We start from the raw sequence: 12,848 nt of genomic DNA on the forward strand, positions 1-12,848 counted from the left end.
ATTCTAGGCGGCAATGGACTTGCCGGTGGACTGCAGGTCCGCGAAGGCCTCGTCGAGGCGCTTGACCATGCTGACTTCAGCTTCACGCAGCCACATCCGCGGGTCGTACTGCTTCTTGTAAGGTGTGCCGTCGTCCGGATCGATCTGGTATTTGAAGGCGCGGGCATGGGCGTCCACATAGGCGCCGACCGCCTGTGACTGCGCAAACTGGGTGTCTGTGTCGATGTTCATCTTGAACACGCCATATTCCAGCGCTTCCGCGATCTTGGATTTTTCTGAGCCCGAGCCGCCGTGGAATACCAGGTCCAGCGGGTTGTCGCCGGTCTGGTAGCGTTCCTTCACCAGCGCCTGAGAGTTCTTCAGGATTTCCGGGCGAAGCTGCACATTGCCCGGCTTGTAGACGCCATGGACGTTGCCGAACGAGGCCGCCAGCGAATAGTGCCCGATGGGCGACAGGATATTGTGCGCGTAGAGCACGTCTTCGGGCTGGGTGTAGAGCTTGTCGTTGTCGATCTCGTCCGAGCCGACGCCGTCTTCCTCACCACCGGTCACGCCGAGTTCGATTTCGATGCTCATATCCAGCGGCACCATGCGCTTGAGGATACGGGCGCTCTCGGAAATGTTTTCTTCGATGGGCTCTTCAGACAGATCGAGCATGTGTGAGGTGTAAAGCGGCTTGCCGGTTTCCTTGTAGAAGGCTTCGCCGTGGTCCAGCAGTTTCTCTACCCAGGGAATGAGCTTTTTGTTGGCGTGGTCCGTGTGCAGCACGACACAGACGCCGTAGTGCTCTGCCAACATGTGGACATGCTTGGCCAACGCGACTGCACCAAGCACCTTGCCTTCGTCCCCGTCCGGAAACCCTTTGCCGGCATAGAATTGCGCGCCGCCATTTGAAGCCTGAATGATGACGTCCGACTTGTTCTTCGCTGCTGCTTCCAGCACCGCGTTTGCGGTATTTGAATTCACGACATTGACGGCGGGGAGCGCGTACTTGCCGTCTTTGCAGGCTTTGAGGAGCGTTTTGTAGTCTTCGCCGCTGACGACGCCGGGCTTCACAGACATCTGGAATATCTACCTATGTTCTGGGTGTTGAATGCGTGTTGGCCGCTTTGATACTGGCTTCCGGGAGAGTCTGCAATGACTCTAAAGTGTCACCGAGCGAACCGGGAAACGGTCAAGTGAGGGGAAGGTCCACGGACCTGAAGGCCGTGCGGGCGCGTAACACCCCAAACCAGCTTTCAATATGTTCATGGCGCTTGTGATTCACTGGCAGTTTGTACCAGCGCGCGACAGTCAGCCCGACGGGAATATCGGCCATGGAGAAGCGCTTTCCGGCCACAAACGGGGAGACATCAAGCTGTGAATTCAAAACCGAAAGCTTGAATTCCACTTTCTCTGTCGACTTGGCAATCATCTCATCCGTGACATCTGGGGATTTACGGATCAATCCGTGGAAGATCGGCCGCATTTCAGGCCAGAAATCTGTCGCCTGCCAGTCCATCCATTGTTCTTCCACCGCACGGACCCGCGCATCGCCGGGATAGTGCAGGCCCGTCCCACTGTCCGGGGCGTGTGTCGCAAAAAGATATCGAATGATGGTGTTTGATTCCCAGATGGTGGTGTCGCCATCCTTGATGACCGGCACCAACCGGTTGGGGTTGAGAGCTTCGTACTCCGGAGTGTCGGTGATGCCATGCGTGCCGCCGGCCTCAATACGCTCATAAGGGATATTCAGCTCTTCGAGCGTCCAGACCACCTTTTGGACATTGATTGAGTTGGTGCGGCCCCACAGGCGGATTTTTGCTTTTGAGGGTGACATGGCGGATTCCAGAGCAGGATGTTAGCAATCATGCTTTGTGGCATATCTTGAAGCCCGCTGCCCAGCCACCAAAAGTGTCCGTCTGTGATCGCCGGTCAGAACGTCAGGCGCAGATTGGCAGAGCCGGTGAGGAATTTCGCATCATCGAACCTGATATGCGTCGGCATCAATCCGGTCCGCTCCGTCACAGCTGCGGTTTTGCTATGCTGGTAAGTGGCCGAAAAGCTGAGCGACATGTTGGTGTTGGGCTCCGTGAGTGTGACACCCGTTCCCAGTCGCCAGCCAAAGCTTGTGTCGTTTTCACTGAGCGAAACGCTTTGCGGGTTGAAGCCTGTAAAATTGAGGGTATCGCTTCCTTTGGCGTCGATGACGTCCACACTACCCAGTGCGGACAAATTCAGCGCTATCATTGGATGGATACTCTTTGAAAGATCCACCCCGAACAAAGGGCTGACAGTGTTGGTCTTGACGTGGGTGTCGTATCTGAACGTCCGTCCAAAACCGGGGATGTTGCCCGACTGATACTGTTCCAGCCGTGAGCGTGTAAAGGCGACACCAGCAAAAGGCCGGACTGTAAGCCCAAGGCATTCGCACGGCATATCGAGCCCGCCTTTGACCCATGCCCCGTCCCACTCCAGGTGAGAAGACGACATGACATTCGTCACACGGTTCAAACCACCAAAACTATTGAGCGAAAAGCCGGACCTGTTGGCGCTGTTGGGATCGCCGGTGCCGACAATCAGCAAACGGTCGCCGGCGGGATCAAAATCCGGCAGCGTACTCTCGATGGATGCGCTGCTGCCAAAATATCCACCAGCTACAAAAGCATTCAGAAATTCAGACAACGCAAACATGTACGCAGCGCTGCCGCTTGCGCCATAGACTGTGCCGTCTTCATCCGGTTTCACGACATTGAGAGTGCGGGCACCAGCCAGGGTCTCCGTCCCCAACAGGCCGCCGACCTTGTAACTGACGCGCCCAAGTGTGACGCCAACATCAACGATAGCGAGGGACGGGCGCGGCGGCGTTTCACAGGTCTGCGGGAAGGGGCGCGTTTCTACCACTTGATCGATGATAGAGATATCCAAAGCAATATCACCCTGGGGGTCACTGCTACGACTCCGTACATCGCCGTAATCGGGAACGGATACCTCCCGTTCAGCAGCGGCCTCAGATTCGTCTAACGGCCTTAGGTCCTTCCAAAACGGATCGTTACTTCTCAGATAGCTACGTCTCAGCGGCTCCCGAACGTTCTCGTAGGCATCTGCCAGAAGAACCTTCAGCTCGTCCGCCTTGGCCAAGGCCTGATCGTATGCGCCACGGTCACATGCGGCTATTGCCGAGTCTAGGTCAGCGATGATCCAGGAGATACGTCGGGCGGTCTCGGCGTTGGTACTTTGTATGTAAGTACCTGGAATCTGAAAGGGTTCCTCGCTGGCAGCCTGGGCGGTGAACGCGATCAGGCTGACAAGAATGGCGGCTGATGAAACAGCATTGCGCATGGGAACTCCCCCGGGTAACGCGTGCGAAAATACGCGCTAACGTTAGGTCCGGTGCAACCTGCCGGTCCCCATCCGTATGGATGGGGCGATGGCATATTCGGGCGTTTCAGGAGGTCGGCAGGGCCAAAATGGTGCGCACAATATCCTTCTGGCTACGAACGCCGAGCTTGTCGCGCACGGAGGCCAAGTGCCACCGCACCGTGTTAATGCTTATGGCGTGCTTTTCAGCAAGATTTGCCGTCGAAAGCCCGGTGGCAAGGCCGACAGCCAATGAAGCTTCACGCGGTGTCAGCCCAAACATTGCCTGAGCGACGTCCTGCAATGTTGCGGTCGTTGGGCTCTGGTTCCCGGTTATGGTCACCATGATCGCGGCATCCTTTGCCACCAGTGCCAGCGGCGTTTCCGGCATGGTAACTGGTGCGACACGTATGGTCAGGTGAGCGCCACTCTCACGAGCTATTTTGAGCGCCTGTGCAGACTGACCGATTACGCCATCCGTCGTCTGCAAAGCGTTTTGGAGTGCGCGATTGAAGGCCGCGCGGTGAGACACATCTTTCAGCACCAACTGCCGGCTTGCGTGTTCAAACAGGTCCTGCAGGTTCTTGAGGGCAATGCCTGCGTCATTTGCAAATCGCACGTCGCCGGATCGCGAAAGCAAGAAGATGGCTGTTGGCATGTCTGACAGCGCGGCACCAAGACTGTCTGCATGTGCCAGCGCCTGCATGAAAGTCAGGTGCAGTTGTATGGCCTGCTGCAAATGCGGAAGCAGCGCAGTCATGACCGCGATTTCGGGATCGCCCACATGACCCTGTAGTCGCGTGCGCTGCACGGCAGCGGTAATGCGCATGTCGGGTGTCTGGACGAGGTTGGCGGATAGGAAATAGCGAAGGCCGGCCGGTGCAAGAAACTCATTATAGTACGGGTCCAGATTCAGAACCTCAGCAGCCCCGATAGAGTTGTCATGAAAGATCGCACTTTCCGGTGCCCGGCTTGAGTAGCGCACACGAGGGTTAAGCCTGAAAAACCTGTCTTCGTAGCGTTTGCTTGCTGTTGGACCCATTAAACCTGAGTCGAGCGAACCCAATTCACCGGTCGCCTTATTGTGAATTTCGACGACAGTGCCCATGCCGCCGAGCGCTGACCCCAATTTGCCAAGCGCAAAGGCCCAACGCGATGGATCAACCGCTGCGCCGTAGGTCTCTTGCAATACATCAAGAAGTACATCGGACTGACCCATGAGCGATGGTGTGGCCAAAAACTGGAAGGTGTCAATCTTGCGACTGTCAGACCTTTCCCCCTGCCATCAGGTTCGCTATTAAGACGCCGCCCGACATTTAGCGGCACACCGGCAAAGTTTCTGCCGATTCATATTCCGTCTGACAAGACCGCAAGGAGCGCCAAAATGGCTGCGATCATCGACATCACTGCCCGCGAAATTCTTGATAGCCGCGGCAACCCCACCGTCGAAGTGGATGTGGTGCTGGAAGATGGGGCCTCCGGTCGCGCCGCTGTGCCGTCCGGTGCATCCACCGGTGCTCATGAAGCTGCCGAACTGCGCGATGGGAATGCAAAGCGTTATGGCGGCAAAGGCGTGTTGCAGGCTGTCGAGAACGTCAACACCGAGATTTTTGACGCGATTGCCGGCATGGATTCTGAAGACCAGATCCTGCTGGATCGCATGATGTGCGACCTCGACGGCACACCCAACAAATCTCGTCTGGGTGCCAACGCCATTCTCGGCGTGTCTCTGGCGCTGGCGAAGGCCTCGGCCCAGTCTTGCGGCTTGCCGCTCTATAAATATGTCGGCGGTCCGGCTGCACGCGTTCTTCCGGTGCCAATGATGAACATCGTCAATGGCGGTGAGCACGCGGACAACCCGATCGACATTCAGGAATTCATGATCATGCCGGTGTCTGCACCCACGATTGCTGACGCAGTGCGCATGGGCTCGGAGGTTTTCCACCAGCTCAAGAAGGGCCTGAAGGATGCAGGGCACAACACCAATGTAGGCGACGAGGGCGGCTTTGCACCAAACCTGGCTTCGACTGAAGACGCCCTGAGTTTTGTCATGAAGGCTGTTGAAGCAGCCGGCTACAAGCCGGGTGATGACATTCACCTGGCTATCGACGCGGCTTCAACCGAGTTTTTCAAGGACGGCAACTACGTGCTGGCTGGAGAAGGCAAGACGCTGGATGCCGGTGGCATGGTTGATTACTGGGCGGACCTCGTGGGCCGCTTCCCGATCATCTCCATAGAAGATGCCATGGCGGAAGATGATTGGGACGGCTGGAAAGCGCTGACGGACAAGATCGGCGACAAGGTGCAACTGGTGGGTGATGATTTGTTCGTCACGAATACCGCACGTCTGTCGGATGGCATTGCCAAGGGTGTTGCCAATTCAATTCTCGTCAAGGTGAACCAGATTGGTTCGCTGACGGAGACACTTGAAACGGTAGAGATGGCACACAAGGCATCTTACACAAATGTGATGTCTCACCGCTCAGGTGAAACAGAAGATGCAACGATTGCCGATCTTGCGGTGGCGACAAATTGCGGTCAGATCAAAACAGGCTCGCTTGCCCGCTCTGACCGGACGGCAAAGTACAATCAGCTCATCCGCATTGCCGAAGAACTTGGGCCTGCCGCAGAATATGCCGGCACGTCGATCTTGAAGGGCTAATGAAGTTTATGGTCGCAGGTTCCAGGGCTCGACCTGGCCTGCGATCGTAACAGTGTCGTCCGAGGCGAACGCTTGAAGCGCGCCTGCGCAAATTTCCTCATGGGTCAGCCAGCGAGATTGGCCGTCCTCGTGAACAAATCCAAGAAGTACCTGCCGGTAACGTATATGCGGCAGGCCCTGCATATGCCGGACTCGAACCTCTCCTAACGCGCTCGGACGGGAGGCTGCAGAGCCCAGAACCTCAACCAGTGTTCCGTCTGCCGCCATCTGGTGTGCGATATGCGACCGCAGCGGCTCGTCACGCCCATGCATCCAGATCAGTGAGGCCGCAAAGGGGCCGTGTGCTGCCGCTACTTCATCAAGTGTGGACAGGAAAGCAGGACCGTCCGCCCAGTCGATATCATAGGCTTGGGTCCGACTATGCAGCCCTGCATCGTCAAAAGAAAAGCTACTCGCGCGTCTCGACAAAACGACGACATCTCCCGGCGTGTCCTTAGCGATTTGTTGCGCCGCAGATTTCAGCATGCCGGAGGTGCCGATGAGGAGAAGCGACATGTGCCTGTTTCCTTAGAGAAGCGTGCGCGTCATGAAGGCCTTCGCATCCGCAAATGCCTTCTCACGCATTGCCGGGTTGCCGCCAATATGCGCGCCTCTTTTTGTCATGGTGGCAAATCCTTCAATGCGCGCTTCGCGGCTTGAAACATCCACACCCTTGTCGGTCATCATTCGGCCATCTGCTGTGACGGTGATGTTCCGCGTGGGCGGCAGTGCGATAACATCCGGAAGGAATGTCAATTCGTCTGTGCTGTCGAACGAGTGGTAGCTCTCCGGGTACAGAATGATTTCAGCATTGCCGCCATGGGCGTTGATATCATCGGTCAATTCAACAGCTGGCGCGGCGGGTGTGTAGTCCTCTGCTTCACCCATCAATGTGCACATGGGCGCATCGGACCAGCGATTGTCCTCAACTTTGATATGTGTTGCCGGATAGACCGGCATGTGTGCCGCAAAGCGTTGGCCATTCACACTGAGCTTTTCAGCAATCGGCAGCCAGGCAGCATATGTGGCCATGCCGCCGCCAAGGCTCCAGCCAGCGATACCGACCCGCTTTGAGTCAATCTTTGGGTTGTCGGCGAGCAAAGCCAGCGCGGCATAAGCATCGCAGATCATCATTGCCATGGTCACGTCGATCTGGGTGGTTGAGACTTCCAGCGTGCCGCGCGCTTCAAATGAGTGCGGTCGGAAGGTGGCAATCCCCATCTCATGAAACATGTCGGCATAATCCAAATGGTGTGATCGCCACCCGTAAGATCCATGGCACATCACGACACAGGGGAACGGGCCATCGCCTTTTGGTAATTCCAGGTCACCGAAAATATCCTGGGGTTTTGCGGAGCCATCCAGTATCTGCGTGAATTCAAAGGCGTCGCTGCTCGTATATGGAATGCGTTCGCCCCGGTCCGTGCGTGGATCGCGTGTGAGTTCAACCATGGCTTTGTCCCCCAATCGGTCCGCACGGCTGCTTTGCCCTGCCGACAGTGTTCTTCTGTTGTTGTTGGTCACACAATGGGATGATCAGGCCATGTGCCGCAAGGGAGGGAGAGTGACATGACTGCTAAACCCGATGGCAAAACAGTCGATTTCTATTTCGGGCTTTCCAGCCGCTATTCCTATCTGGCGCATACGCAACTTGACGGCATCGCCGAGAGAACCGGTGCCACATTCGTGTGGAAGCCGCTTTTCACGCCCGACCTGATGAACAAGCAAGGGCAAAACCCCTTCGCGTCTGCGCCGCCGTCAGGTGCCTATGATGTTGGATATCGTTTGCGCGATGTGGCGCGGTGGGCAAGGCACTATGGCATTCCGTTCATAGAGATTGATGGGCGTCTGGAAGGTGATCGCCGTCAGTTCTCGTTGGCAGCGGTCGCCGGAGCCACACTTGGCAAAGCCGAAGCCATGTCGAAGGCTATTTTTGCGGCGATGTTCCAGAGTGAACGCCGATCATTGACCGATATCGAGCTTGTTGAGATCGCTGTGGCGATGGGGCTGGACGCTAGCACTTTTTCAGATGCCCTCACGTCACCTCAAACCGAAGTCCTGCACACAAGCCACATTGAAAGCGGCATTGCTGCAGGGGTGTTCGGCGCGCCCACGTTCGTTTGCGAAGGCCATCTGTGGTTTGGCAATGACCGGTTGGTGCTCTTGGAGGAGTGGCTTGCAGCCAACGTCTAGTTGGCCGTGCCCAGATAGCGCGGCAAATCTGCAAGTAGGCTGTCGCGGGCACGGATACTTGCGTAGCCTTCGGTGGGGCCGTCGTCACGGATGAGCCTCGCAAAGACCAAGGGTGTATCCTCAGGCACGTTGTCGCCCTTGGGCCAATCATTCGTCCAGCCAACGAACCAACCGATCTGTCGGTCACGCATGACGGTCCCATCGGCATCGCGGGCAAAACCACTCCCCGTCTTGCCTTTGACGGTCTGATCTTCGCCAAAGCCATAAGAGGCAGTAGTCTCAATGGCCAGTTCCTGGGACGCAACTTTGACAGGCAGCGAACGCATCATGAGTTTGCTGAGAAATGCAATCTGCTCCCGAGGGGAAATGGAGAGCGACGAGCTGAGCCATGCATGGGTAATCCCATTGTCTTCTCCTGCAGTCCCGCTCATGTCCTGGTTGCCGTATTTGAAGCGTTCCAGATAAGGCGCAATGCCTTCAAGGCCCAATGGGCGGGTCACTTCCCACGAGTACCAGACGACTGAATCCCGCAACCATGTTCTGGGAGTCGCTGTGGCCTTCCAGGTATCAATCCAGGCGACATGCTTGTCCGGGTCGAAGTCAACAGAGGGCGTCTCCGATGATGTGAGCGCGCGGGTGTCAAAACCGATGACAGCCAAGGGCAACTTGAACGTGGATGCAGGTGTCGCGCGGCTGTCGCAGTTACCTTCTTCAACCAGGGTTTCGCCGGTGTCGGATCGGGCAATAAGGGTGCAGGCGGCTTGGATATCGGTTTGGGCAACAGCGGAACCAAGGGGCATGACAGCAACCATCAACGCTACAAAAAAGGTGGGACGCGAATACATGATCAAAAACTCAATACAAATCAGGAAAGGGCGGACGGGGCCGTCTGATTTAGAGAGTTTTGAACATGATGTGGGCATCAACATGGCCAAGTGTCGGATGCGCAAAGGCGCCGGGGAGCGTTCCCACGATTTCAAAGCCCAATCTCTGCCACAGAGCGACGGCCCCCGTGTTCGTTGCGACCACAAGATTGAATTGCATTGCGGTGAAGCTCTGGCGACGAGCCTCATCCTGAGAGTGTTCGCACATGGCGGCGGCTATACCGCGCCCCCGCGCATCAACTGACGTGACATAGCCGCAGTTGGCCACATGGGACCCGCCGCCCATCTGGTTCGCCTTCATGAAGTAGGTGCCCAGCGCTGTGCGGTCTTCAAGCGCAACAAATGTGTGTTTGTCCGGTGCTAGCCAGTAGGTGAGGGCATCCTCTCGACTGAGATCTCGGGGCAGGGCATAGGTTTCGCCTGCCCGGATGACCGGCTCCAGCATGCCCCAGATCGCATCGGAGTCCGCATTGATGGCAGGGCGTATGGTCAGCATGAAAGGATCTCGAGTCTGTGGCGTGTGTACTCTGTAAAGACCTCTATCACATGGCCTAACTTGCTCATGAAAAGCTGGAATCAAAAATCCAGCGACTCGCTCTAAGTTACTGACTTTTATGGGGTTGCCATGAGAATCATTTTTGTGATTCCCTAAGTGCATGAAGATGCACAACACGATTCGCACGACACATTACGGCGGACGTTACTCAGCGGAACGTGATGGCCTGCGGTCGCGTTTGGGACGGGCAATCGTGCCTGTGGCCTGCCTGTGCATCATGGGTTACTTCGCCTACCACGCAATCCATGGCGACAACGGCCTGTTGCGGCTCGCTGAGATACGCGAGGTGCGCCAGGAGTTGTCTCAAAAGGTCCTCTCGGCCCAGCAGATCAGACGTGACCTTGAACGCGATGTGGCGCTTTTGCGTCCAGAAAGCCTGGACCCGGATTTGCTGGATGAGCGCGCCCGAGCGGCCCTCGGTTTTGCGCACCCTGACGAGTTGACGGTTTTTGTTGACGAGTAGTCAGTTTTGCCCGTTATCAGGCAGTTCCGACCCGATTACGAATTCGAGCCGGTTCTCACAATTTTGTAACCCGTAGCCCGGTGCATTCGACGCTTTTGTGCGCATGAGTGCATCGCGAATTAAGCCCTGGCACGGTAGAGTCTGACCAGATCACGTCATTCGCCATAATTTGGCACGAGGGAGTCCTAGATGGCTGCGCGCAGCACGGCGAAAAAAATCGCCCCGAAGAAAAACGCGTCAAAATCCGTCGCTGAGAAGGAAGGGGAGCGACAGGATATTTCTCAGGGAGAGTGGGACAAGGTCAAGCGCGCCAAATCAGAGATGTCGAAGGAAGAGACCCTTCAGGCCTACCGCGACATGCTGCTGATCCGCCGTTTTGAAGAACGCGCCGGCCAGATGTACGGCATGGGTCTTATTGGTGGATTCTGTCACCTCTATATCGGCCAGGAAGCGGTGGTGACCGGTGTCGAACTGGCGTTGAAGGATGGCGACCAGATCATCACATCCTACCGCGATCACGGGCACATGCTGGCCAAGAACATGGACCCCAAGGGCGTAATGGCCGAGCTGACCGGCCGCGAGGGCGGCTATTCGCGCGGCAAGGGCGGCTCTATGCACATGTTCTCCACCGAGAAGGCCTTTTATGGCGGCCACGGCATTGTCGGCGCGCAGGTGCCGATTGGGACCGGGCTTGCCTTCGCCAATGCCTATCGAGATGACGGCAAGGTGTCCGCGACGTTCTTCGGTGAAGGGGCATCCAACCAGGGGCAGGTCTACGAGGCCTTCAACATGGCCGAGCTTTGGAAACTGCCGGTGATCTATGTGATTGAAAACAACGGCTACGCCATGGGCACCTCGCTCAAGCGCGCCGCAGCCGAAACCCACCTCCATAAGCGCGGCCGGTCCTTCAACATTCCCGGTGAAGAAGTGGACGGCATGGACGTAGCGAAGGTGCGCGAGGCTGCATCAAGGGCCGCCCAATGGTGCCGGGAGGGTAATGGGCCGGTGATCCTCGAAATGAAGACCTATCGCTATCGCGGCCACTCAATGTCCGACCCGGCGAAGTATCGCTCGAAGGATGAAGTGCAAAAGATGCGCACCGACCATGACCCGATTGACCTCGTGCGCAAGCGCATTCTGGACGCAGACTGGGCAAGCGAAGACGACCTCAAGAAGATCGACCGTGAGATCAAGGACACTGTCTCAGCCGCTGCTGAGTTTGCGCAGGAAAGCCCGGAACCCGATCCCAAGGAACTGTGGACAGACATCTATGCGCCTCTGGAAGGAGGAGCAAACTGATGCCGACAAACATCACCATGCCCGCCCTGTCGCCCACCATGGAAGAAGGCACCCTGGCCAAATGGCTGGTCAAGGAAGGCGACAGCGTCGAGGCCGGCGATGTCATCGCCGAGATCGAAACTGACAAGGCAACCATGGAGGTGGAAGCCGTCGACGAAGGCGTCATCGGCAAGATCGTCGTGGCGGAAGGCACAGAAGAAGTGCCGGTCAATGATGTGATCGCAGTGTTGCTGGAAGAGGGCGAAGACGAGGGTGACATTGACAGCGCCGCGCCTGCAGACACCAAGAAGGCCGACGCGGAGCCGTCCAAGCAGTTGGACAGCCGCACTGAGGCAAAATTGGACGCCAAGTCCGACGATGGAGCTGGCGATGATGCCGCCGCGCAGGTGGTTGCCAACTTAACAGAACCCGAAGTGCCCGACGGTGTCGAACTCAAATCCATTACCGTGCGTGAAGCCTTGCGCGATGCCATGGCTGAAGAGATGCGCGCGGACGACCGCGTGTTCGTGATGGGTGAGGAAGTGGCCGAGTATCAAGGCGCCTACAAGGTGACCCAGGGGCTGCTGGAAGAATTCGGTGCTCGGCGGGTGATCGATACGCCGATCACCGAGCACGGCTTTGCAGGGATCGGCGTCGGCGCGGCCTTTGCCGATCTGCGGCCGATCGTTGAATTCATGACCTTCAACTTTGCCATGCAGGCGATCGACCAAATCATCAACTCCGCCGCCAAGACCCGCTATATGGCTGGGGGGCAAATCGGTTGCCCCATTGTGTTCCGCGGACCCAACGGCGCGGCTGCCCGCGTTGCCGCCCAGCACAGCCAGGATTACGCGGCCTGGTACGCGCACATTCCCGGCCTGGTGGTCATCGCGCCTTATTCGGCAGCGGACGCCAAGGGCCTGCTCAAGGCGGCAATCCGCGACCCAAACCCGGTTATCTTCCTTGAAAACGAAGTGATGTATGGCAAGTCCTTCGATGTACCGGACACGGACGACTGGATCGTGCCCATCGGCAAGGCGAAAGTGCTGAAGGAGGGGACGGACGTCACCATCGTCTCCCACTCCCACAGCCTGACCTATGTAATGGATGCGCTGCCCGAACTTGAAGAGGCAGGCATCAACGCTGAGGTCATTGACCTGCGCACCATCCGCCCGCTGGACAAGCAGGCGGTGATCGACAGCGTGAAAAAAACCAACCGCTGCGTGACCGTTGAAGAAGGCTGGAGCATCTGCGGCATCGGCTCAGAGATATCCGCGATCCTGATGCAGGACGCGTTTGACTATCTCGATGCACCGGTTATGCGAGTGGCCGGTAAGGACGTGCCCATGCCTTATGCCGCCAATCTTGAAAAACTGGCGTTGCCAAGCGCCGCAGAAGTGGTCGAGGCGGTGAAAACCGTCACGTACAAGTAAG

General features: G+C 57.2%; 13 protein-coding genes. 5 read left to right on the forward strand and 8 right to left on the reverse strand.

Annotated features, from left to right (window positions below):
* Positions 1-3: 3 nt before the first annotated feature.
* From fbaA to BN1012_RS06130, 4 genes are all read right to left on the reverse strand, one after another.
* Entirely contained in the window at positions 4-1,062 is a 1,059-nt protein-coding gene (gene fbaA / locus BN1012_RS06115; RefSeq protein WP_043948943.1) for a class II fructose-bisphosphate aldolase, read from the reverse strand.
* A gap of 112 nt (positions 1,063-1,174) precedes the next feature.
* On the reverse strand, positions 1,175-1,819 hold the full coding sequence (locus tag BN1012_RS06120; protein ID WP_043948944.1) for a glutathione S-transferase family protein: 645 nt from the start codon (positions 1,817-1,819) through the stop codon (positions 1,175-1,177).
* A gap of 95 nt (positions 1,820-1,914) precedes the next feature.
* Positions 1,915-3,321 carry an autotransporter outer membrane beta-barrel domain-containing protein gene (locus BN1012_RS06125; protein ID WP_043948945.1) on the reverse strand — a complete coding sequence of 469 codons (1,407 nt, stop codon included), beginning with the start codon at positions 3,319-3,321 and terminating at the stop codon, positions 1,915-1,917.
* Between the two features lie 106 nt (positions 3,322-3,427).
* Positions 3,428-4,576 (reverse strand): helix-turn-helix transcriptional regulator, encoded by a 1,149-nt coding sequence (locus BN1012_RS06130; RefSeq protein ID WP_206778010.1) that lies wholly within the window; start codon positions 4,574-4,576, stop codon positions 3,428-3,430.
* Positions 4,577-4,723: 147 nt separating this feature from the next.
* Here BN1012_RS06130 and eno point away from each other — a divergent pair, with 147 nt between their 5' ends.
* Positions 4,724-6,001: a phosphopyruvate hydratase gene (gene eno / locus BN1012_RS06135; RefSeq protein WP_043948947.1), complete on the forward strand. Its 1,278-nt coding sequence runs from the start codon at positions 4,724-4,726 to the stop codon at positions 5,999-6,001.
* Between the two features lie 6 nt (positions 6,002-6,007).
* Here the strand turns inward: eno and BN1012_RS16735 are convergent, their stop codons facing one another.
* On the reverse strand, positions 6,008-6,556 hold the full coding sequence (locus BN1012_RS16735) for a Rossmann-fold NAD(P)-binding domain-containing protein (protein ID WP_052534694.1): 549 nt from the start codon (positions 6,554-6,556) through the stop codon (positions 6,008-6,010).
* 12 nt (positions 6,557-6,568) lie between these two features.
* Complete coding sequence (locus BN1012_RS06145) at positions 6,569-7,492, reverse strand: dienelactone hydrolase family protein (RefSeq protein WP_043948948.1); 924 nt, start codon at positions 7,490-7,492, stop codon at positions 6,569-6,571.
* Between the two features lie 117 nt (positions 7,493-7,609).
* Between BN1012_RS06145 and BN1012_RS06150 the strand changes: the two genes are divergently transcribed.
* A complete protein-coding gene (locus tag BN1012_RS06150; RefSeq protein WP_043948949.1) occupies positions 7,610-8,233 on the forward strand; it encodes a 2-hydroxychromene-2-carboxylate isomerase in 624 nt (207 codons plus the stop codon).
* Here the strand turns inward: BN1012_RS06150 and BN1012_RS06155 are convergent.
* Both BN1012_RS06155 and BN1012_RS06160 read right to left on the reverse strand, forming a co-directional pair.
* Positions 8,230-9,078, reverse strand: coding sequence for a penicillin-binding transpeptidase domain-containing protein (locus BN1012_RS06155; RefSeq protein WP_043948950.1), 849 nt, complete (start codon positions 9,076-9,078; stop codon positions 8,230-8,232). The two genes, BN1012_RS06150 and BN1012_RS06155, sit on opposite strands and share 4 nt — an antisense overlap.
* Before the next feature lie 49 nt (positions 9,079-9,127).
* A complete protein-coding gene (locus tag BN1012_RS06160) occupies positions 9,128-9,610 on the reverse strand; it encodes a GNAT family N-acetyltransferase (protein WP_043950712.1) in 483 nt (160 codons plus the stop codon).
* A 169-nt stretch (positions 9,611-9,779) separates the two neighbouring features.
* On the opposite strand from BN1012_RS06160, the gene BN1012_RS06165 reads away from it, so the two are divergent.
* The 3 genes from BN1012_RS06165 to BN1012_RS06175 all read left to right on the forward strand — a co-directional run bounded on the left by BN1012_RS06165 (position 9,780) and on the right by BN1012_RS06175 (position 12,847).
* On the forward strand, positions 9,780-10,136 hold the full coding sequence (locus tag BN1012_RS06165; RefSeq protein WP_197538342.1) for an FtsB family cell division protein: 357 nt from the start codon (positions 9,780-9,782) through the stop codon (positions 10,134-10,136).
* Between the two features lie 321 nt (positions 10,137-10,457).
* The gene (pdhA, locus tag BN1012_RS06170) at positions 10,458-11,435 is read left to right on the forward strand and encodes a pyruvate dehydrogenase (acetyl-transferring) E1 component subunit alpha (RefSeq protein WP_244442977.1); all 978 of its coding nucleotides are present in this window, start codon (positions 10,458-10,460) and stop codon (positions 11,433-11,435) included.
* On the forward strand, positions 11,435-12,847 hold the full coding sequence (locus BN1012_RS06175) for a pyruvate dehydrogenase complex E1 component subunit beta (protein ID WP_043948951.1): 1,413 nt from the start codon (positions 11,435-11,437) through the stop codon (positions 12,845-12,847). Before pdhA ends, BN1012_RS06175 begins: the two co-directional genes overlap by 1 nt.
* Position 12,848 lies beyond the last annotated feature (1 nt).

This window comes from Candidatus Phaeomarinobacter ectocarpi (assembly GCF_000689395.1).
GTDB classification, from domain to species: Bacteria; Pseudomonadota; Alphaproteobacteria; order CGMCC-115125; family CGMCC-115125; genus Pyruvatibacter; species Pyruvatibacter ectocarpi.